21 protein-coding genes are annotated in these 20,104 nt (G+C 56.0%); 16 read left to right on the forward strand and 5 right to left on the reverse strand.

The features are described 5' to 3' along the window. Positions 1–114: 114 nt before the first annotated feature. The 13 genes from E4T21_RS08275 (at position 115) to ypfJ (ending at position 10,028) form a co-directional block, all read left to right on the forward strand. Positions 115–972 carry a tetratricopeptide repeat protein gene (locus tag E4T21_RS08275; RefSeq protein ID WP_149284545.1) on the forward strand — a complete coding sequence of 286 codons (858 nt, stop codon included), beginning with the start codon at positions 115–117 and terminating at the stop codon, positions 970–972. Positions 973–1,041: 69 nt separating this feature from the next. After that, on the forward strand, positions 1,042–1,965 hold the full coding sequence (locus E4T21_RS08280; protein ID WP_149284546.1) for a tetratricopeptide repeat protein: 924 nt from the start codon (positions 1,042–1,044) through the stop codon (positions 1,963–1,965). Positions 1,966–2,149: 184 nt separating this feature from the next. Then, on the forward strand, positions 2,150–2,431 hold the full coding sequence (locus E4T21_RS08285; RefSeq protein WP_149284547.1) for a PAAR domain-containing protein: 282 nt from the start codon (positions 2,150–2,152) through the stop codon (positions 2,429–2,431). 20 nt (positions 2,432–2,451) lie between these two features. Beyond that, positions 2,452–2,766 carry a hypothetical protein gene (locus tag E4T21_RS08290; protein ID WP_149284548.1) on the forward strand — a complete coding sequence of 105 codons (315 nt, stop codon included), beginning with the start codon at positions 2,452–2,454 and terminating at the stop codon, positions 2,764–2,766. 49 nt (positions 2,767–2,815) lie between these two features. Further along, entirely contained in the window at positions 2,816–3,301 is a 486-nt protein-coding gene (locus tag E4T21_RS08295) for a hypothetical protein (protein WP_149284549.1), read from the forward strand. Positions 3,302–3,671: 370 nt separating this feature from the next. Further along, a complete protein-coding gene (locus tag E4T21_RS08300; RefSeq protein WP_149284550.1) occupies positions 3,672–4,058 on the forward strand; it encodes a DUF2170 family protein in 387 nt (128 codons plus the stop codon). 13 nt (positions 4,059–4,071) lie between these two features. Further along, positions 4,072–4,755, forward strand: coding sequence for a PspA/IM30 family protein (locus E4T21_RS08305; protein WP_149284551.1), 684 nt, complete (start codon positions 4,072–4,074; stop codon positions 4,753–4,755). A gap of 8 nt (positions 4,756–4,763) precedes the next feature. Beyond that, complete coding sequence (locus tag E4T21_RS08310; protein ID WP_187775135.1) at positions 4,764–5,825, forward strand: potassium channel family protein; 1,062 nt, start codon at positions 4,764–4,766, stop codon at positions 5,823–5,825. After that, positions 5,803–6,567, forward strand: coding sequence for a YjfK family protein (locus E4T21_RS08315; RefSeq protein WP_149284552.1), 765 nt, complete (start codon positions 5,803–5,805; stop codon positions 6,565–6,567). The genes E4T21_RS08310 and E4T21_RS08315 overlap by 23 nt, the downstream gene beginning before the upstream one ends. 45 nt (positions 6,568–6,612) lie before the next feature. Next, positions 6,613–7,029, forward strand: coding sequence for a DUF350 domain-containing protein (locus E4T21_RS08320; RefSeq protein ID WP_149284553.1), 417 nt, complete (start codon positions 6,613–6,615; stop codon positions 7,027–7,029). Between the two features lie 10 nt (positions 7,030–7,039). Further along, positions 7,040–7,657, forward strand: a complete 618-nt coding sequence (locus E4T21_RS08325) for a DUF1190 domain-containing protein (RefSeq protein WP_149284554.1) — start codon at positions 7,040–7,042, stop codon at positions 7,655–7,657. Between the two features lie 3 nt (positions 7,658–7,660). After that, positions 7,661–8,827: a glutathionylspermidine synthase family protein gene (locus E4T21_RS08330; protein WP_149284555.1), complete on the forward strand. Its 1,167-nt coding sequence runs from the start codon at positions 7,661–7,663 to the stop codon at positions 8,825–8,827. A gap of 304 nt (positions 8,828–9,131) precedes the next feature. Further along, positions 9,132–10,028: a KPN_02809 family neutral zinc metallopeptidase gene (gene ypfJ / locus E4T21_RS08335; RefSeq protein ID WP_149284556.1), complete on the forward strand. Its 897-nt coding sequence runs from the start codon at positions 9,132–9,134 to the stop codon at positions 10,026–10,028. Positions 10,029–10,060: 32 nt separating this feature from the next. Here the strand turns inward: ypfJ and holA are convergent, their stop codons facing one another. The 3 genes from holA to leuS all read right to left on the reverse strand — a co-directional run bounded on the left by holA (position 10,061) and on the right by leuS (position 14,320). Continuing rightward, entirely contained in the window at positions 10,061–11,113 is a 1,053-nt protein-coding gene (gene holA / locus E4T21_RS08340) for a DNA polymerase III subunit delta (protein ID WP_149284557.1), read from the reverse strand. A 7-nt stretch (positions 11,114–11,120) separates the two neighbouring features. Beyond that, positions 11,121–11,615, reverse strand: a complete 495-nt coding sequence (locus E4T21_RS08345) for an LPS-assembly lipoprotein LptE (RefSeq protein WP_149284558.1) — start codon at positions 11,613–11,615, stop codon at positions 11,121–11,123. Between the two features lie 137 nt (positions 11,616–11,752). Next, on the reverse strand, positions 11,753–14,320 hold the full coding sequence (gene leuS / locus E4T21_RS08350) for a leucine--tRNA ligase (RefSeq protein ID WP_149284559.1): 2,568 nt from the start codon (positions 14,318–14,320) through the stop codon (positions 11,753–11,755). A gap of 224 nt (positions 14,321–14,544) precedes the next feature. Here leuS and E4T21_RS08355 point away from each other — a divergent pair, with 224 nt between their 5' ends. After that, complete coding sequence (locus tag E4T21_RS08355) at positions 14,545–15,075, forward strand: zinc ribbon-containing protein (protein ID WP_149284560.1); 531 nt, start codon at positions 14,545–14,547, stop codon at positions 15,073–15,075. A gap of 36 nt (positions 15,076–15,111) precedes the next feature. Here the strand turns inward: E4T21_RS08355 and E4T21_RS08360 are convergent, their stop codons facing one another. Together E4T21_RS08360 and E4T21_RS08365 are read right to left on the reverse strand one after the other, a co-directional pair. Beyond that, entirely contained in the window at positions 15,112–16,506 is a 1,395-nt protein-coding gene (locus E4T21_RS08360) for a hypothetical protein (RefSeq protein WP_240349334.1), read from the reverse strand. Positions 16,507–16,516: 10 nt separating this feature from the next. Continuing rightward, positions 16,517–17,443, reverse strand: coding sequence for a LysR family transcriptional regulator (locus tag E4T21_RS08365; RefSeq protein WP_149284561.1), 927 nt, complete (start codon positions 17,441–17,443; stop codon positions 16,517–16,519). Between the two features lie 548 nt (positions 17,444–17,991). On the opposite strand from E4T21_RS08365, the gene leuC reads away from it, so the two are divergent. Beyond that, positions 17,992–19,434: a 3-isopropylmalate dehydratase large subunit gene (gene leuC / locus E4T21_RS08370; RefSeq protein ID WP_149284562.1), complete on the forward strand. Its 1,443-nt coding sequence runs from the start codon at positions 17,992–17,994 to the stop codon at positions 19,432–19,434. A gap of 2 nt (positions 19,435–19,436) precedes the next feature. Then, positions 19,437–20,090, forward strand: a complete 654-nt coding sequence (gene leuD, locus E4T21_RS08375; protein WP_149284563.1) for a 3-isopropylmalate dehydratase small subunit — start codon at positions 19,437–19,439, stop codon at positions 20,088–20,090. Positions 20,091–20,104: the final 14 nt, after the last annotated feature.

A 20,104-nucleotide genomic window follows, 5' to 3' on the forward strand; every position in this document is an offset into this window, starting at 1 on the left:
TGAATAATAAGCCTTATGCACTCAAGTGTACATAAGGATTATTATTGATTGTATTGTTCTGGCAGGGTAGACGAGAAATTGATTTTTCGTTGTAATTTCATCTTGTTTTTCTCGATGCTTCTTTCGCTCTCTGCGCATGCTGAGGTGCTGTATGAGAATCCTGTTGAAAATGGTCCAGGGAATGATTTGTTTGAATCATCGTTTCAAGCACTATTAAATGATGCTGATCGTCATCCTGTAGATGAGTCATCAATAAAGGCTAAATATCTCCTTGGTCTAGTATATTTGAATGGATCTGCAAATTGGAACGTAGAGCGTGATGTTGATAAAAGTAAAAAATATCTTTTGGATGCCTGGGCTAGTGAAGCAGCAGATGCTGGCTATACTTTGGCTCATATTTATTATATGGGGTTAGGAGTAGAGAAAAACAACAAAAAAGCTCTGGAATATTTAAATGAGTCGGCAAGAATGGGATATCTCCCTTCGCAGCGAGAGTTGGGAAAATCATATATTGGTTATCATGAAAGTTGGGATGGATTGGTTGAACGAGATATTTCTGAGGGATTGTGCTGGCTGAAAAAGGCCGCTAATGCGGGGGACTTAAAGTCTGCCAGAGCGGTTGCTCAAGTTTACTATGCCGGTGACCTTGTCCCACAAGATTATGAAGCTGCTTTTGATTGGCTGAAGAAATCTTCCGAATCTAAATATGGTACAGACTCTTTTGCATTTGATTCATTAGCAATGTTCTATGAGAAGGGACTTGGTACAGAAAAAGACCTAGTGCAAGCCTATAAATATAGTGACTTGCAAGGAACGGCTGGTGTTGATGATAAGACTAGACTTGCCAAAGAAATGACACAAGAGCAGGTCGATGAAGCTATCCGTCTGTCACGTGAATGGCAAGAAAAGCATAATACATTTGTGCCTAGCTATGATGGTCTTGAACACCAATCTGATGGTAGCTATCGCTGATACTCGCTATAAAGTCTTTGTCTGAATATGAAGCCTTATGTACTCAGTGTACATAAGGCTTCATATTGATTGTATTCTTCTGGCAGGGTAGACGAGAAATTGATTTTTCGTTGTTTTACCGTCCTAAGTCTCTCGGTATTTATTTCTCTCTCAGTGTATGCTGAGGTGCTGTATGAGAATCCTGTTGAAAATGAGCTTGGAAGAGAACTGTTAAACACCACCTTCGAGGAACTGCTGGAAGAAGCTGAGAAAGATATAGATGATGAGTGTGTAATAAAATCTCAGTACTTGCTTGGTGTTGTATTTCTCAATGGAGATGATGACTGGGGAGTTGATCGAGACCCTCATAAAGCAGGAGAGTATTTGATTAAATCTTGGGAGAATGGGGGAGTGGATGCAGGTTATCTTCTTGCCAAAATGTACTATCAAGGAATTGGATTTGATGAAGACAATAAAGAAGCATTAAGATATTTGGCTGATTCAGCGGAAATAGGGTTTCTGCGCTCTCAAAGAGCCTTAGGTAGGGCGTATCTCGGATACTATGATGATTGGAAAGGCTTGGTACAACAGAATACCGAGAAAGCTATTTTATGGTTAGAAAAGGCAGCTAGTGCAGGAGACTTAAAGTCTGCAAGAGAGCTCGCGCAAGTATATTATTCTGGTGATTTGCTCCCTCAGAACTATGAGACTGCCTTTGACTGGTTGAAGAAGTCTTCCGAATCAAAATATGGTGTGGATCCAATGGCATTCGGTTCTTTGGCGATGTTTTATGAAAAAGGCATTGGGACAGAAAAAGATCTCGTCCAAGCATATAAATACTATGATCTTACTAGTCCTGCCGGTGATGATGATAAAGCAAGAGTCGCTAAAGAAATGACACAGGAACAGATTGACGAGGCGGTTCGACAGTCACGAGCATGGCAAGAAGAGCATAATATTCTTGTGCCTAGTTATGACGGCCTTGAGTACCAAGAAGATGGTAGCTTCCGCTGATCCGTTCTTGAATGTAACTGTTATCATCAAAAGCCTTATGCTCTCAGCCGTGCATAAGGCTAATTTTTTGAGCGCTTGGCATTCTGTTTGTGGGTTTAAAGGGTAACATCAGTTGGAAAATCCTGGTTCACCTGGCATCAGCATGGAGCCGGGAGTGTATCGTCATTTATATGGGAGACAGCACATGTTCAGTCCTGGAGATGGTGTGATTCTGGAAGGGGATGCCACTACGCATGGTGGTCGGGTGATTTCCGGTCAGTCGAACTATCAGGTCAATGGCAAGGCGGTGGCGGTGGTGGGGGATATGGTGTCCTGTCCGAAGAAGGGCCACGGGGTATGTCCGATTATCGAGGGGCATCCCACCATTACCGTCAACGGCAAGGCGGTGGCCTTCCATGGCTGCCACACGGGATGCGGTGCACAGTTGATTTCATCTTCGGCGAATATGCATTCGCTGGGTGACTGAACAAGGCGTACAGGGACGACATGAAAACAACGTTGGTAGGGCTGCTGCTTAATCTGCTGTTTACGCTTGCCCTGATGGGAGGCATTTTCACGGATTACGACACCGACTTTGCCAGTTCATTTGGCACTGTGCTCCTGGGGTTGTGGGGGCTGTCGGTGCTGGGCTTTGTGCTCGCCATGGCAGGAAGCCGGAAATGGGGAAGCATTCTGGTGATCGTCGGATCCATTGTTTTTATCCCTCTGGGGATCGTGGCCATGATCGGGGCCAGAAAGCTTAGGGAAGCGGACGCTAATGATGACCTGGAAGCTCGACGCAAGTTGAACAGCCAGCATTGATGATGGCTGAACGTCATTGAAGACGAATAGAGAATAGGGAAGGGACGCGGTGGAAATGGAAAATGAGAGTGGCGTTGCCAAGTTTTATGCAAAGCGCCAGGTTGTCATGTATGTGCTTGGCATTATCGCTTTTGTACTGATGGGAGGCTGGGCGCTGGAAAATATTGGTGAAATTCCCAGTTTGATCATCATGTTTACCATCATATTCACCTTCATGGCCATCTGGATGAGCACCGTGCCGATGGCAGAGTTTCATGATGATCATGTCATCTTTCGCTTGAGCCCCGTGCGTGCCAAGAAATCATTTCTGTATAGCGAGATCACCTCGGTAGACTGGAAGAAAAGTAAGTTTCTTGTCCACTATTCCTTGCATTCGAAAGATCCAGGAATTGCGTCAAAAACACTCAAGTTCCCTTTCAGTGTGTTCAATAAAAGTGATCATACACGTTTGATTTTTGTCATGCAGAACAAGCTGAAGTCTTGCAAGGAAGATAATAAGACAGCTAACGAAAACATAATCGAACATGGTATGTAGCAAGGACTGATCAGCGATGGCGTCTGGCAAAACGGAAACCCGGGTGGTTTCCGTTTTTGCTTATATCAAGCCCACGCTGCCTTGCAGCGCGGATGTGGTGGAAGGCGGACAGCATCAAGGGTAGGCTGGTGCCTTGCCTTCGGGGTGTCATGCCGGTGACACTGGTACGACGGATACTGGCTGAGTGAAGGGACGCCCTTCATATGAGCATGTGATAAGGTTGATGGCCACCTAACACATTGATTTATAGAGAATTAATTTCGATGGCGTTAATGCCGGTAGTGTCGGTGGTGATAGTATTAATGGTGATAGTATTAATGGCGATGATGTTAATGCCGATAGCATTCATGCCGATAAAGGAGTAAGCCGTATGTCCTGGAATCTGGATAGCCTCAAGGATTGCCTGCGCAGAGAAGAGTGGGAGATTGCCGAGGAAGGCGATTGCCTGCGTATCACCAATGAAGATGGACTGGATGCGTATCTGGCCGTCAGTGGTGAGCAGATCGTGGTGGAGAGTGTGCTGTTCTCCACAGAGGATGTGAAAGACGAAGCTGGATTGAATGAAAAGATTCTGCGTACCCACCAGATCTTCCCGCTGACGACCATCGGCATTTCAACCATTAATGGCGAAGATTATTATATTGCCTTCGGTGCGCTTTTTTCTGAATCAAAACAGGAAAGCGTTATCACCGAAGTAGAAAGTCTCTTCGGTAATATTCCTGCGTTTCTTGAAGCATACGAAGAGCATCTGATCTAGAGGAAGGCTGACCATGAGTGTATGGAAGAAACTGTTCACGGCGGTAAAGGGCGGTGTCAATGATGCTGCCGAAAACGTGGCCGACGGCCAGGCGTTGCGTATTCTTGATCAGGAAATTCGCGAGGCGCGGGAAGAGCTGAAGCGCTCTGATCATGCGCTGACCCAGATCATCGCCAAGCGCAAGCTGTCCGAGCAGAAGATTGCCAGCCTGACGAGTTCCAGCGCGGAATATGAAGCCCATGCCAAGGCGGCAAACAGCAAGGGTGACCAGACCCTGGCGCTGGATTGTGCACGCAAGGTGGCGGAGCTGCGTACCCAGGTGGAAGCCGAGCAGCAGTACCTTGAGCAGTTTGCCAATTCTGAAAGCTCACTGCGCAGCAATATTCGCCAAGCCAAGGATAACCTGCGCCGCATGGAGCAGCAGGTGGATATCGTCAAGGCCACGGAATCCGTACAGAAGGCCCAGACGGCGGTGTCGTCCAGCCATCTTGGTGCCAATAGCCGCATGAAGACGGCAACGGAATCCCTCGATCGTATCCAGAAGCGTCAGCAACAGCGTCAGGCGGAGCTGGAAGCTGCATCGGAACTGGCCAGCGAAGCGTCTGGCGACGATCTGGAGAAGCGTCTTGCCGAAGCTGGCATCAAGGGTGGCAAGACCTCAGCTGATGAGGAACTGGCTCGTATCCTCGGTAGCTGAGTGTATCAATGACCATGATCGAAAAGGTTCGTTCGCTGCTTGTCCGGCACTTTTATGAGATGAAGTGGCACACGATCCTGCTCTCCCTGCTGATCTATCTGGTGGTGAGCTGGATCCTGCTGTGGCTGTGTGGTGAGTGGGAGATCGTCGGTAACTTCGATTTCTTCTACTGGATCGTGGTGACGGCTTCCACCGTCGGATATGGCGACCTGTCGCCGGCAAGCCTGTCAGGGCGCCTGGTGACTTCGCTGTTCGTGATTCCTGTTGGTCTTGGCATCTTTGGCTTGACTATCGGACGCGTGGCTGCGTATGTGTCCCACCAATGGCGAAAGGGGATGAAGGGATTGAAGGCTCTGGACTATCACGATCATGTGCTGGTGATCGGCTGGCATTCAGACCGTACCATTCGGCTTTTGAAGCTGCTGTTGCGGGAGATTGACACCCACACTGATGCCAAGCACTTGGCCCTGTGCGTGCGTGAGTACATCGAGAACCCGATGCCGGGGCGAATCGGGTTCGTCAAGGTGTCGAACTATACCGATGAGCAGGAAATGGAACGGGCGTGCGTCGGCACGGCTTCCTGCGTGGTGATCGACTGTGCCGACGATGATGTCACGGCAGCGGCGGCCTTGTATGTGTGCAACCGCAATCCTGATGCGCACGTCATCACCTACTTCAATAACCAGCAAATGGGCAGCCTGCTTCAGAAGCACTTCCCGAATATCGAGCCGATGCCATCGGTGGCGACGGAAATGCTGGCCAAGTCGGCGATGGACCCGGGTTCCAGTGCGCTCTTCCATGAGCTGCTGAATGTGGACCGGGGCATGACCCAGTATTCGGCCGAGTACCAGGGCCATGCCGGCATCGAGCTTGGTCTCCTGTTCCACAGCTTCAAGGAACGTTATGAAGCCACCATCATTGGTGTGTGCGATGGCCGGGGAGAGAGCATTGCGATCAACCCACCGCTGAGCACCGTGGTCATGCCGGGCATGCTGATCTTCTATATTGCCGATGAGCGCATCAAGCACATCGAATGGGAGAAGATGAATGTTCAACCGGTTATTCGGTAAAACCGTATTTGGTAAGCCTTTATTTGGCAAGGCACAGGCGCCATCCCGGGTGCTGGCACCGGAAATTCTGGGCCTCCACCTGGGAGGCTCCTTCTCCCTTGACGAGCTCAAGTTACGTCTGCTTGCGCCGGAGCTGGTCAGCGAGAACATGTCCAGTGTGCATATCATTCAGGCGGTGGGTGAAGTCCGCCTGGATGAAAGCAGCAAGGTGCTGCGTTTTTACACTGATGATGACGGTTTTCTTCAGGTTGTGCTGGATGGCGGCGATAGCGATGAGCATGTCACTGACGTCAAGCTTTACTACTTCTACGAGACCCAGGGCATCGGCTCCGATGCCGACTGGGAGAAGGTATTGAAGGAAACGATCAGCCAGCCACAGGCGGTGCTGGAAGCTCATCAATACACGCAGGTTTGGCAGGGCGTCGGAGAATCATCGCCTCCTGTTGCCATGACAGAAACAACACATCATGCGGATGGCTCGGTCAGTTCCACTGACCAGTTTGCGATGTTGTATGAAAGAAAGTTGTATGAAGGAAAGCTGGATGAAAGAACGTTGGGTGAAAGATCGTTGGGTGAAAGAAAGCAGGATGAGACAGCGCCAAGCGGCAGTGAAGTGGGTGGAGAAAAGTTTGAGTACCTGATGAAAATCGGGGAAGAGAAAATGAACAATGGGCAGCTTGATCGTTGTCTGGTTGTCAGTACCGGGTTTGATATTGAACCTTCGGATATCAGCTTCAACTGATCGAATGATCTAACCGATAGTGTTAATTGACAGGGAAAATCTATCATGTCGCATCTTTCTGCCTCGCTCGCTGGGTTGTTGGGATTTGTCGTCTATTTTGCTATCTCGCTCGTCATGCTGGTGGTGTTCAAGTATGTCTATACGTGGATCACTCCCCACGATGAGTGGAAGTTGGTCAAGGATGACAAGAACACGGCAGCGGCCATTGGTCTGGTCGGGGCTGTCATCGGTTTTGCCCTGGCGCTGGCGAGTGCCGCGACGAATTCGGTGTCGTTGATGGACTTCGTCATCTGGGGCATCGTCGCGTTGATAGCGCAGACCTTGGCCTTTGCTATCGTGCGCTTCCTGCTGATGCCGCGTATCGTTCAGCGCATCAACGATGGTGAGGTGGCCGCCGGTATCGTCCTCGGCGGGACGTCGGTGGCAGTCGGTCTGCTCAACGCTGCCTGCATGACGTACTGAGGAGGCGGTGATGAAAAGGACGGCATCGATCAATCTGGCGCGGATGCGCAAGGCACCGGTACCCAAGCGACTGGCGATGGCAGTTGCCATGGCCACCGCAGCCATTGCCACCGCTGGTTGCAGCAACAACGAGCGTGAAGCCAAGGTCTACTTGAATGCGGAGGATTGCACCCAGGTGAACCCGGGCATGGAAGAGGAGTGCCAGGCGGCTTATCAGAGCGCTCTGCAGGAAGCGGCCTCCAGCGGGCCGAAGTATGACCAGCGTATCGATTGCGAGAGCGATTTCGGCCCGAACCAGTGCGTTGCCTACCAGCCCGAAGGGGCTACGCATTCCTGGTTCATGCCGGCCATGGCAGGCTTCCTGCTGGCCAAGGCGTTGGATCGCAACCGCTACCAATCCACTGCGCTGTATACCTCCGGGTATTATGGATCGCCGATCTACGGCAAGTGGTCGACTGTGGATGGCTATAGCTTCAGGCGAGGAGGGCGAACCTTCACCGTCGATGACAGCGCCTTCAAGCCCAAGCCGGCTGTCACTCGGACAATCTCGCGCGGTGGCTTTGGCTCGAAGGTGTCGGCCAAGTCCAGCTTCGGCGGAAGCCGCTCCCGCAGTGGCTGGGGTGGCTGATTCGTGATCCGCTGCAACAGCCGTGAAAGGCCAGGCTGGAAGCGCAGAGCCGAAGAGTTCGGCTTTCGCTTCCACAGCATGTATGGCCAGGTCTACTGGGACGAGAGCGTCCACTATCAGTTCACCCTGGAACAGATCGAGCGAGACCTGGAAGAACCGACTGCAGAGCTGCACCAGATGTGCCTCTCGGTGGTGGAAGATGTCGTCAACGATGAGCGCTTGTTACGGCAGTTTCGTATTCCCGAAGAGCATTGGTCGCTGATTGCCGGGTCCTGGCGTGATGGCGACAAGAGTCTCTATTCGCGCCTTGACCTGGCCTATGATGGTCGTGGCCCGGCCAAGTTGTTCGAGAACAATGCCGATACCCCGACCAGCCTCTACGAGACGGGGTTCTGGCAATGGCTATGGCTGGAAGACATGGTCAATGCGGGAGAGATTCTGCGTAGCGCCGATCAGTTCAACTCCGTCCAGGAAAAGCTGGTCAATCGCTTTGTCGAATTGCAGCGGGGACGTCCGGGGGAAACGCTGCACCTGGCGTGCTGCAAGGACAGTGAGGAAGATCGCGGCACCGTTCAATATCTGGAAGATTGTGCCAACGAGGCCGGTATTCCGACCCGGTTCGTGTATATCGAAGATATTGGCCATGGTGAAGGAGATGTCTTCACTGATCTGGACGACCAGGTGATCACCTGGATGTTCAAGCTCTATCCCTGGGAGTTCATGCTGCGTGAGGAGTACGGCAGCCTGCTCTCGGCGTCCCCGACACAATGGCTGGAGCCACCATGGAAAGCGGTGCTGTCCAACAAGGCGCTGTTGCCTCTGCTGTGGCAGAAGTTTCCTGGGCATCCCAACTTGCTGCCGGCCTACTTTGAAGAGAGTCTCGCCTCCAGCCGGCTGAACCGTTATGTGAAAAAGCCGATCTTTGCCCGGGAAGGTGCCAACGTCAGTATCCATATCGATGGTGAGCAGCGTTACTCATCTCCCGGACCTTACGGTGAAGAAGGCTTCATCTATCAGGAGTATTGTCCGTTGCCCAAGTTTGGTGACAACTACGCACTGATCGGTTCCTGGCTGATTGATGACCTTCCGGCGGGTATTTCGGTGCGCGAAGACAAGGATATCGTGACGCAGGATCTGTCACGCTATATTCCGCATGTCATCCTGGGCTGATCATCGAGACGGTAAGAAGCAATACAAGCAGGAAGCAATACAGGCAAGAAGCCAAGCAAGAAGAAAACCAAACAATCAAGAATATAGAACCAGCAGGAAAGACAAGGGGCGCACTCGAAGGAGGCGCCCCTTTTTCGTTGCCATTCATTTGTCGTGCCGAGCCAAGCCAATCTGTGAAGGGTTGTGCCTTGATGATGCAGATGAGTGGAACAGGTAGTGAAAATCCGCTATCAGGTTGGAAGATGGTGTATCTTGTCTGCAATGTTCAACTTTTACGGCCCATGCCGGAATCAAGGAGTACACCATGCGTTGGCAAGGAAGGCGGCGTAGCCAGAATGTAGAAGACCGCCGTGGGGAAAGACTGGCAGCGGGAACGGGTGGTGGGGCGATAATGCTAGTGTTGCGTTTCCTGCCGATGCTGCTGCGAAGCAAGGGTGGAAGAATCATTCTGGGGCTGGGTGTGGTGGCCTACTTCGGTGCCAGGTTGATGGGAATTGATCTGCTGTCATTGGGGCAGCAGGACACCGCCAGTGTCGACCCCAACTCTCTGACCCAGGGGCAACAGGAACAGGTCGAGTTCGTTTCGGTGGTGCTGGGGGATACAGAAGAAGCCTGGAACAACATCTTTGCGGAACAAGGCCAGACCTATGAAGAGCCGACATTGGTGCTGTTCACGGGGGCCGTACGCTCGGCCTGTGGCACGGCCAATTCCGCGGTAGGTCCCTTCTATTGCCCGGGTGATCGCAAGCTCTATCTGGACTTGTCGTTCTTCGAAGAGATGAAGCGGGGCCTTGGTGCTCCGGGCGACTTTGCCCAGGCATATGTGATTGCCCATGAAGTGGGCCATCATGTGCAGACGCTGCTGGGTATCAGCCAGCAGGTTCGGGAAGCGGGAGCCGGGCGTTCACAGGCTGATGTCAATGCGCTGTCAGTGCGCCAGGAACTGCAGGCAGATTGCTTCGCCGGCATCTGGGGGCATTCCGCCAATCTCGACAGGCAGATGCTCGACAGCGGCGATCTGGAAGAAGCCCTGAATGCAGCCAGTGCGATTGGTGATGACCGCCTGCAACAGCAGGCTGGCAAGGCTGTGGTGCCGGACAGCTTTACTCATGGCAGTTCGGCCCAGCGAGTGGAATGGTTCAAGCGCGGCTTCGAGAGCGGCAGCCTGGAAGCTTGTAACACCTTTGGCAGTGATCTATGAGCTGACAACACGGAAACGCAACGAGGCTGGCCTCATCGATACGATGAGGCCATCTCGGCCAGCAGGCCGCGTCCACCGGCGAGGGTGAGCGCGAGATCCTGAAGTCCTTCGCGCAGGGGCAGGTCATTGCTGCCCTTGACCGAAAGATCGAGGCGCTGGGCAAACATCAGCAGCTTGTGCAGCCGGCGCAAAGGCAGGCGGCGAATAGCCTCCTGATAGGCGGGGCGGCGCTTGTCGAAGATGGGGGGCTTCTGAGCCTTGCAGGCATGTTCGAAGCTTTGTCCCTGGTCGAGATGCTGATGCAGTGACAGCAGGGTGCGGATTTCCCGGGTCAGCGCCCACAGCACGATAGGCGGCTCTGTCCCTTCGGCCTCCAGGCCGACAAGGATGCGCAATACCCTTTCGCGTTCGGCCTTGAGGCAGGCATCGATCAGGTTGAACACATCGTAACGGGCACTGTTTTCTACACCGCCGGCGACATGCTGTGGGGCAACCTGGGTCCCTGGTGGCAGTATCAGAGCCAGCTTCTGCAGTTCCTGGTCAGCCGCCAGCAGGTTGCCTTCAGTACGTTCGCCAAGCAGGCGAGCGGCATCCAGGTTCATCGACAGCCCGTGGCGCTCTGCCCGGTCGCGTAGCCAGAAATGCAGGCGGGAGGCATCCACGGGCCATACCGGTACGAACAGGCCGATCTTGTCCAGCGCCTTGAACCAGGCACTTTTCTGTTCGCGGGCATCGAGCTTGGCGCAACTGATTAGCAGAATGTTGTCGCTGCCTTCCGCCTGTTCAGCGTACTCCTTGAGTGCCTTGCCACCTTCCTGACCGGGCTTGGCGCCGCCCAGGCGCAGTTCGATCAACTTGCGCGAGGCAAACAGCGACAGGCTGGCGGCGGACTCGGTCAGGCGCCCCCAGGCAAAGTTCGCTTCCACATGCAGGATATCGCGTTCCTCGACGCCATTGTCCCTGGCTCGGGCACGCACCAGGTCACAGGCTTCCATATGCTGCAGCGGCTCGTCACCGGCGACGATGATCACCGGGGGCAGGGACTTGGCCAGCGCATCGGGGAGCTTGTCGGCAAAAACCTTCATGCGTGATCTACGAACCCTGTAGCGAGCGCAGGCGCTCGATCATCTGGCGAACGGCCTCGCGGCGGGCATTTTCTAGGGCATCTTCACGGACATCATCCTGAGACAGCAGGTTGTCGCTGGCCAGGGAGTAGTCTTCCACGACCTCGACACTTTGCCGATCCTGCAGATAGGCATTGTCGGAAGTGCGTTGGATGGAATACGGCACATTGAGTACCAGTTGGCCGTCCTGGGTGCCGGAATCCAGGGTGCTGAGCTGGCGGTAGGAGGCGTTCTCCGCGCTGAGATTGAGGCGCAAGGGCGCATCGTCGCGAACCTGAACCCCGTAGTCTTCAAGGCGCTGCACCAGCATATCGGCGAAGGGGCCTTCGTTGCCGGCCACTGCCAGTTGTTCCAGCGTCAGTATGCCCCCTTCCTCCAGACCGCGGAGGTGGAAGCCACAGCCGGACAGTACCAGGGCGCCAGCGGCGGAAAGCGTCAGGCCGAGAAATTGACGGCGTTGCATGAAACCTCCTTGAGTCATTCGATCGCAAATCCTTGAGCCGAGTTGTCATCATGGACAACGGCCCGCTCGCGTGAACATCTGGTGGCTGATGTCTGGTCGTTCCACGAGCGGGCTGGCCTGGGCCCGTTGGCTACGAGTCAGTTGGCCACGATATTGACCAGTTTACCCGGTACCACGATCACCTTGCGTACGGTCTTGCCTTCGATATGACGTTGCACGTTCTCGCTGTCCATGGCCTGAGCCTCGATGGCATCCTTGGCCGCATCGGCAGCGACCTCGATGCGTGCACGCAGCTTGCCGTTGACCTGCACCACCAGCTCGACGCTGTCGCGGGCCAGAGCGGACTCATCCAACTGCGGCCAGTTGGCGTCGATTACAGCTTCATCATGACCAAGTTCCTGCCACAACGCATGGCAGGCATGCGGAGTGATCGGAGCCAGCAGCAAGACACAGGCTTCCACAGCTTCGCGAACAACCGCCAGGCCTTGCGGGCTGGTATCGGTGAACTTGGAAATGGCGTTGGTCAGCTCCATCACCGCGGCGATGGCGGTGTTGAAGGTGGTGCGACGACCAATGTCATCACCTGCCTTGTGAATGGTCTCGTGGGTCTTGCGACGCAGTTCGCGCTGAGCATCGTCGAGAGCATTGACATCCAGGCTGCCCGGGGTGCCGGCTTCGATGTGCTCTGCCGCCAGGCGCCACAGGCGGCGCAGGAAGCGGTTGGCGCCTTCGACACCGGAATCGGACCATTCGAGAGACTGCTCGGGCGGTGCGGCGAACATCATGAACAGGCGCACGGTGTCGGCGCCGAAGCGGTCGATCATGGACTGGGGATCGACGCCGTTGTTCTTGGACTTGGACATCTTCTCGATGCCGCCCATTTCCACCGGCTGGCCGTCGCTGATCAGCGTGGCGCTGACCGGGCGTCCCTTGTCATCGCGCTTGACCTCGACATCGGCAGGATTGAACCATTCCTTGCCACCGTTGGCGGCGGTGCGATAGAAGGTCTCGGCGATCACCATGCCCTGGGTCAGCAGGCGCTTGAACGGTTCGTCTGATTCGACCAGGCCGAAGTCACGCATCAGCTTGTGGAAGAAGCGTGCATACAGCAGGTGCAGAATGGCGTGCTCGATGCCACCGATGTACAGGTCCACCGGCAGCCAGTAGTTGGCGCGCTCATCAAGCATGGCATCCTGGTTGTCCGCGCAGCAGAAGCGGGCGTAATACCAAGAGGATTCCATGAAGGTGTCGAACGTATCGGTCTCGCGAATCCAGCCGTCACCCAGCTCGGAGAATTCCGGCATCTTCTTCAGCGGTGAGCCGGAAGCATCCACGGTGACTTCCAGGGGCAGGGCGACCGGCAGCTCGTCATCGCTGAGCGGGACAGTCTGGCCCTCGGGGCCATACTTGACCGGAATCGGAGCGCCCCAGTAACGCTGGCGGGCGACACCCCAGTCGCGCAGACGGTAGTTGGTCTTGACCTCACCGTGACCTTCCTGCTCCAGGTGCGCCGCAATGGCGTCGAAGGCTTGCTGGAAGTCGAGGCCATCGAACTCGCCGGAGTTGATCAGCTTGCCATGCTCGACGTAGGCCGCTTCGGAAAGGTCCGGAGCATTGCCGTTTTCGTCGGCGATCACCGCAGTGATGGGCAGGTCGTACTTGGTGGCAAATTCCCAGTCACGCTGGTCGTGGGCAGGCACTGCCATCACGGCGCCAGTACCGTACTCCATCAGCACGAAGTTGGCGACATACACCGGTACGCGCTTGCCGCTGAGCGGGTGCACGGCTTTGAAGCCGGTCGGCATGCCGCGTTTTTCCATGGTGGCCAGCTCGGCCTCGGAGGTGCCGCCCTGGGCGCACTCTTCAATGAAGTCGGTCAGTTCAGCGTTGCCTTCGGCGGCTTTCCTCGCCAGCGGGTGGCCGGCAGCCACGGCTACGTAGGTCACGCCCATCAGCGTGTCCGGGCGAGTGGTATACACACGCAGTGGCTCGTCGCCTTCTACATCGAAGGCCAGCTCGACGCCCTTGGACTTGCCGATCCAGTTGCGCTGCATGGTCTTGACCTGCTCGGGCCAGTCGACCTTGTCCAGGTCGGCGAGCAGTTCATCGGCATAATCGGTGATCTTGAGGAACCACAGCGGGATTTCCTTGCGCTCCACGGGCGCGCCGGAACGCCAGCCACAGCCGTCGATGACCTGTTCGTTGGCCAGAACGGTCTGATCGACCGGGTCCCAGTTCACGGTGGACATCTTCTTGTAGACCAGACCTTTCTCCACCAGCTTGGTGAAGAACCACTGCTCCCAGCGGTAGTAGTCGCTGTCGCAGGTGGCGAATTCGCGGTTCCAGTCGTAGGCGAAGCCGAGAGCCTTCAACTGCGAACGCATGTAGTCGATGTTTTCGTAGGTCCACTTGGCTGGTGGGACCTGATTCTTGATGGCCGCGTTTTCCGCCGGCATGCCAAAGGCATCCCAGCCCATGGGTTGCAGCACGTTCTTGCCCTGCATGCGCTGAAAGCGCGATACCACGTCGCCGATGGTGTAGTTGCGTACATGCCCCATGTGTAGCTTGCCGCTGGGATAGGGGAACATCGACAAGCAATAGAACTTTTCGCGACTGGCGTCCTCAATGGCTTTGAAGCACTGGTTCTTGTTCCAGAATTCCTGGGCGTCGCGTTCGATGTCGTGGGGCTTGTACTGGGCGTCCATCGCGGTCTACAGGTACCTTGCAAGTCAGGCGCGCCGAAGTTTCAGCGCGCAGGGAAATGGAGTGCAACCAGCGGCGGCAGAGGCTGCCTGAGGGGCTCAGGTCTTCCACGCCAGCTCATCGGTGCAGCATTGATGCTCGCAAGGATACCCCAGCAGCCGGTGATAGGGCTATGGTAGGGAGTGAACCCAGTGACAGTCATGAGTTGTCCAAGGAGAGAAAAGTTATGAGCGAGCGACCCAAAGGCGGTTCCGATCATCGTCTGCGTGATGGTTACGAACGCATGCTGTCTCGGCTTCGGGAAGGGGCGGATGAGCTGACCTGGGACAATCTGCAGCGCGACCTGGATGAGGCAGTCGAGTTCGAAGCAGAGCTGGAGGAGTACACCAAGGATGAACTGGCGCTGATGCGCGCCTGGCTGGAGCGGGACCTCAAGGACATGCGCCGCTATCTGGCTGCTGGAGGCGAGGGAGTGGCCAGTTGGCTGGGTATCGACCTGACGATCCTTTCACGCAAGATCGTGGACTCGCTTCTGTCCATTGCCGATCGTAGTGTGGTTGAGCGTGAACAACTGGAGGATGACCTCGAGGCCTCCCGGGCGGACTATGCCGCTGGTGAAATGGCGGTGCCCGGGCGGATGATGTGTGTTCACTGCGACGCCGTGGTGGAACTGAATGACGTCACGCGCATCGAGCCGTGCCATCAATGTGGGCATCGCTACTTCGTGCGGGCCGGTGACGTGGCCTCGCGTCCTTGAAGCCACTTGTCTTGATGTCATTCAACCGGATGCCACTCAACCTGTGCTGTTGGCAAGGCAGGTGATGGCGACCATGACCAGCAGGGACATGAACAGGGCGTAGAGCAGGTTGTTGCGCATCATGCGATAGCCGCTGATGCCATAACGTCCCTGCAGTGACAGATTGGTCCCCGAAAGGGGGCCAACGGCGGTGCCGACACCCCAGGATGCCAGAGCGACGAAGCCGAACAGATTCTGGTTGATGCTGCCCAGGTCAAGCATGGAAGCCAGGACCGAGACACCGATGATCGGGTGCAGGCCGGCGATGGCGCTGGCCACGATGCCCAGGAAGCTCAGTATGGCGGCGCTGGTATCGAAGACAGGGAAGAGTGTCCAGTTGCCCTGGGTTGCGGCAGTGACCAGGCTGGACATACCCTTGGTCAATAGCCCCGCGCACAGGAATAGAGTGATTTCTCCACGCATGGCCGGCAGGCGGAAATGGCGATGGCGCTGGATGCGCTGGCGCAACACCAGGGAGCCGCGCAACAGGTTGGCCAGGATGGCAATACCGGGCATCAGGAAAGTGATGATTGCCACGATGGTCAAGTTCGGGGTGATTAGATAGTGGAACAGTAGGACCAGTGCGGCCATGCCAGCAGGCATCAGCAGGCTACGCGGTGAAAGAGAGAAGCCCGGCGTGGTGGATAGATCGAAACGGCGCGATAGCTCGAAGATGCTGAACAACCCGCCAGCCAGCGCGACTGGCAGTCCCACCATGACCATGGTGGTGAACTGAATGTCAGGAGTCAGGCTGATGACCACCCCCATGGCGGCAAAGAAAGGAGACCACATGGCGGCGCTGCACAGGCCTCGGTTCAGTGCCAATAGCTGTGGGTCATTCAAGGGGCCGCGGCGCTCCAGGCGATCACCGATGACGAACATGGTAGACAGGTTGAGAATGGCGCCGAGCAGGTGAACCCCCAGCCAAGTGCCGATCAAGCCACGCTTGCCCGTGATGGGTGGCCCTTTGGGCTGGCTTTCCTGGGGCGGCCTGCCAATCAACGAAATGAAACTGACTCCCACCAGCATGGTCACCACGAAGGTATTGCCATCCAGGACATGCCAGGCGTCGATGTCACCGCCGTATACCAGCTTGGCGGCCATCAGCATCAACACACCCAACCCGGCCAGAATGCCGGCCTGCCACTGGTTGCGCCGTGGGATGTCCGGCCACAGGGTAATGGCACCGCTCCATAGCAGCAGGCTGACAAGGGGAGAGGGTAGCCAGGGAAGCATGAAAGAGGCGATCTGAAGCACCAGGCCTGTCAGTATCAGCCAACCTCCCAGCTGATGACGCAGCGAGGGCAATGGGGTCTCGGGCTGGCTCGAGGCAACCTGAGCGGCAGGTGGGGCATGTTCTGGCAGTGTGGAAGAAGGCGATTCGGTGGTCATCCTTGGCACGTCATGTTGTAAGTGTGGGCAGGTCCCAATCGATCGCCTCGCCGTCACGCGCAGCGTCAAGACGCTCCAGCATGGAGCGGGCGGCATTGGAAAGCGTTCGCTCGCGATGCACGAGATAGCCCAATGGACGCCGAATGGGGGCAATGTTCACCGGCAGGCGAACCAGGTCATGGCGGGCCACATCTTCTTCCACCATGCGTTCCGGCAGCAGGCTCCAGCCGAGGCCTGCATTGACCATCATCTTGAGCGTTTCCAGATAATTCGTCGACTGGCCGACCTTGAGATGCAGGCCGTGGGAGGCCAAGTGTTCGTTGATCAGCTGGCGCGTAAAGGTCAAAGGCCCAGGCAGCACAGCATCATGTTGACATAATAGCGCGAGTGACAACTCTTGCTGTTGGCTCAGAGGATGATTGCTGCAGGCGACGAACCACAGTTGGTCGATCCACAAGGGTACTACACGAAGTTGAGGATCGGGATGTGCAGCCAAGGTGACGATGGCCATCTCGATGTCGCCATCGAGCACCCCCTGATAGGCTTGCTCAGAGTCAAGAAAGCGCAGGTCCAGGCGTACATCGGGAAAATCCTGAACGTAGGCCGACAGGATGGGAGGTAGTCGGTGTAGGCCAATATGGTGGCTGGTGGCCAGGATCAGTTCTCCCCCGACATCACCACTCAAGTTTCCCAGAGCCCGGCGGCTGTCATCCACCATGACCAGGATAGCCCGAGCGCGAGGCAGCAGCATATGACCGGCTTCGGTCAAGGTTACCTTGCGTCCGATACGGTCGAAAAGACGTGCCCGGATCTGACCTTCCAGGCCGGCGATACGCTTGCTTACCGCGGGTTGGGTCAGGTGCAGCTGCTCGGCTGCACGCGAGAAACTACCGCTGTCAGCTACGGCAAGAAAGGCCTGCAGGCTTTGGGTATCCATGGTGGCTCCTTGAGAGCTACAGCTACAGCTACAGCTACGAGCTACGAGCTTCGAGCTACGAGCTACGAGCTTCGGGCTACGAGCTTCGGGCTACGAGCTACGAGCTTCGGGCTACGAGCTACGAGCTACGAGCTTCGGGCTACGAGCTTCGGGCTACGGGCTACGGGCTACGAGCTACGAGCTACGAGCTACGAGCTACGAGCTTCGGGCTACGAGCTTTGAGCTTCGGGCTACGAGCTTCGAGCTTTGAGCCGAGCGCTACGCTCGGGTGTGATCCTTGAGCTCAGGGGAAGGGCTCGGCGTTCTCGGTTTGGCTCTGAACTGCTCGTGGCTCGTGTCTCGATCTTGTATTCCTTTTGGGAATTGATTGGATAAATAACATGAATTGATTTTATTTGTCAGTGGGGAGAGACTCTTCTACAGACAAACTTTCTTCAAACCAACTTTCTTCAAACCAAACAACGCCCGCTTGGATGTCTGGCGATGATCAGCCCGCAGACATTCCGTCGACATTTAAAGAGAGGCTCCAGCCTCCGGAGGAGAAACCCATGAGCCAGACGTTATATGACAAGTTGTGGCAGCAGCACCTGGTCAAGGAGCGCGACGATGGTACTGCGCTGATCTACATCGATCGCCAGTTGCTCCACGAAGTGACATCTCCCCAGGCCTTTGAAGGCTTGCGTCTGGCAGGGCGTCAGCCCTGGCGCCTCGACGCCAACCTGGCAACGCCGGACCATAACGTTCCGACCACCGTGAAGGAGCGTGCCGAAGGCAACAGCGGTATCAAGGATCCGGTGTCCTTGATCCAGGTGCAGACCCTGGATGACAACTGCGAGGCCTTTGGTATCGAGGAATTCCGCATCAATGACCCACGCCAGGGCATCGTGCATGTGGTCGGCCCGGAGCAAGGCGCGACATTGCCCGGTATGACCGTGGTCTGCGGTGACTCGCACACCGCCACGCATGGCGCCTTCGCGGCCCTGGCTCATGGCATCGGTACTTCCGAGGTCGAGCATGTGCTGGCGACTCAGTGCCTGTTGGCGCAGAAGATGAAGAACATGCAGGTTCGCGTGGAAGGCGAACTTGGTCAGGGCGTGACCGCTAAGGATGTGGTGCTGGCCATCATTGGGGAAATCGGTACTGCGGGTGGCACCGGCTATGCCATCGAGTTCGCTGGCAGTGCCATCGAGAGCCTGTCGATGGAAGGTCGCATGACGGTATGCAACATGGCCATCGAAGCGGGTGCTCGTGTCGGCCTGATTGCCGTGGATGACACCACCATCGAATATCTCAAGGGGCGTCCCTTTGCCCCTCAGGGCGAGCAGTGGGAAGCCGCCGTGGCCGATTGGCGTCAGCTCAAGTCCGATGATGGAGCCGCCTTCGACAAGGTGGTGACACTGGATGCTGCCGCCATCGAGCCGCAGGTCAGCTGGGGTACCAGTCCAGAGATGGTTACGGGTGTCAGTGGCGAAGTGCCTGATCCGGCCAAGGCTGGCGATGACACGGCGCGCAGTGGCATCACCCGTGCACTTGAATACATGGGACTGTCACCACGCCAGAAGATCACCGATATTCGCCTGGACAAGGTGTTCATCGGATCCTGTACCAATTCCCGTATCGAGGATCTGCGCGAGGCAGCGCAGGTGGCGAAAGGCCGCAAGGTGGCCGACAGCATTCAATTGGCCATGGTGGTGCCGGGTTCTGGTCTGGTGAAGCGTCAGGCCGAGGAAGAAGGGCTGGACAAGATCTTCATCGCGGCAGGTTTCGAGTGGCGAGAGCCAGGTTGCTCCATGTGCCTGGCGATGAATGCCGACAAGCTTGGTGCCGGTGAACACTGTGCCTCCACTTCCAACCGCAACTTCGAAGGCCGCCAGGGTTACGGTGGGCGGACTCACCTGGTCAGCCCGTCCATGGCTGCCGCCGCTGCCATTGCTGGTCACTTCGTCGATGTGCGTACCTTCGATTCCTCTGCCGCTCGCCAGGAGGCCTGATCATGAAAAAGTTCGAACGACTCGATGGCATCGTGGCACCGCTGGATCGGGCCAATGTCGATACCGATCTGATCATTCCCAAGCAATTCCTCAAGTCGATCAAACGCACCGGCTTCGGTGTCAACCTGTTCGATGAACTGCGCTATCTCGACGAAGGTCAGCCAGGCCAGGATTGCTCGAAGCGTCCGATCAATCCGGACTTCGTGCTTAATCAATCGCGTTACCAGGGAGCCAGCGTGCTGCTGGCCCGCCGTAACTTCGGCTGTGGCAGTTCCCGTGAACACGCCCCCTGGGCGCTGGAGGATTTCGGTTTTCGCGTGGTGATCGCCCCGAGTTTTGCCGACATCTTCTATAACAATGCATTCAAGAACGGCATCCTGTTGATCACTCTGGACGAAGGGCAGGTTGATCGCCTGTTCGGCGAGGTGGCGGGCAACGAAGGCTACCGTCTTGATGTGGATCTCGAAAACCAGCGCATCACCACGCCGTCTGGCGAGATTCTCGAATTCGATGTCGACCCGTTCCGCAAGCACTGCCTGATCAACGGCCTCGATGATATCGGCATCACCCTGCAGAACGAAGATGACATTCGCGCCTTCGAGGCCCGTCATCGTGCCGAGCGCCCCTGGCTGTTCCGTGACGGTGCTGGCGCCTGAGGAAACGTTTCCTC

It is taken from the genome of Halomonas binhaiensis, assembly GCF_008329985.2.
Classification (GTDB): domain Bacteria; phylum Pseudomonadota; class Gammaproteobacteria; order Pseudomonadales; family Halomonadaceae; genus Halomonas; species Halomonas binhaiensis.

Coding starts and splice junctions, on each gene's coding strand:
- E4T21_RS08325 (WP_149284554.1), top strand. CDS start 7,040: ATGAAAAGGACGGCATCGATCAATCTGGCGCGGATGCGCAAGGCACCG.
- E4T21_RS08355 (WP_149284560.1), top strand. CDS start 14,545: ATGAGCGAGCGACCCAAAGGCGGTTCCGATCATCGTCTGCGTGATGGT.
- E4T21_RS08290 (WP_149284548.1), top strand. CDS start 2,452: ATGAAAACAACGTTGGTAGGGCTGCTGCTTAATCTGCTGTTTACGCTT.
- E4T21_RS08275 (WP_149284545.1), top strand. CDS start 115: ATGCTTCTTTCGCTCTCTGCGCATGCTGAGGTGCTGTATGAGAATCCT.
- E4T21_RS08310 (WP_187775135.1), top strand. CDS start 4,764: ATGACCATGATCGAAAAGGTTCGTTCGCTGCTTGTCCGGCACTTTTAT.
- E4T21_RS08360 (WP_240349334.1), bottom strand. CDS start 16,506: ATGACCACCGAATCGCCTTCTTCCACACTGCCAGAACATGCCCCACCT.
- E4T21_RS08365 (WP_149284561.1), bottom strand. CDS start 17,443: ATGGATACCCAAAGCCTGCAGGCCTTTCTTGCCGTAGCTGACAGCGGT.
- leuS (WP_149284559.1), bottom strand. CDS start 14,320: ATGGACGCCCAGTACAAGCCCCACGACATCGAACGCGACGCCCAGGAA.
- E4T21_RS08305 (WP_149284551.1), top strand. CDS start 4,072: ATGAGTGTATGGAAGAAACTGTTCACGGCGGTAAAGGGCGGTGTCAAT.
- E4T21_RS08285 (WP_149284547.1), top strand. CDS start 2,150: ATGTTCAGTCCTGGAGATGGTGTGATTCTGGAAGGGGATGCCACTACG.
- E4T21_RS08300 (WP_149284550.1), top strand. CDS start 3,672: ATGTCCTGGAATCTGGATAGCCTCAAGGATTGCCTGCGCAGAGAAGAG.
- holA (WP_149284557.1), bottom strand. CDS start 11,113: ATGAAGGTTTTTGCCGACAAGCTCCCCGATGCGCTGGCCAAGTCCCTG.
- leuD (WP_149284563.1), top strand. CDS start 19,437: ATGAAAAAGTTCGAACGACTCGATGGCATCGTGGCACCGCTGGATCGG.
- E4T21_RS08345 (WP_149284558.1), bottom strand. CDS start 11,615: ATGCAACGCCGTCAATTTCTCGGCCTGACGCTTTCCGCCGCTGGCGCC.
- E4T21_RS08315 (WP_149284552.1), top strand. CDS start 5,803: ATGTTCAACCGGTTATTCGGTAAAACCGTATTTGGTAAGCCTTTATTT.
- ypfJ (WP_149284556.1), top strand. CDS start 9,132: ATGCGTTGGCAAGGAAGGCGGCGTAGCCAGAATGTAGAAGACCGCCGT.
- E4T21_RS08320 (WP_149284553.1), top strand. CDS start 6,613: ATGTCGCATCTTTCTGCCTCGCTCGCTGGGTTGTTGGGATTTGTCGTC.
- leuC (WP_149284562.1), top strand. CDS start 17,992: ATGAGCCAGACGTTATATGACAAGTTGTGGCAGCAGCACCTGGTCAAG.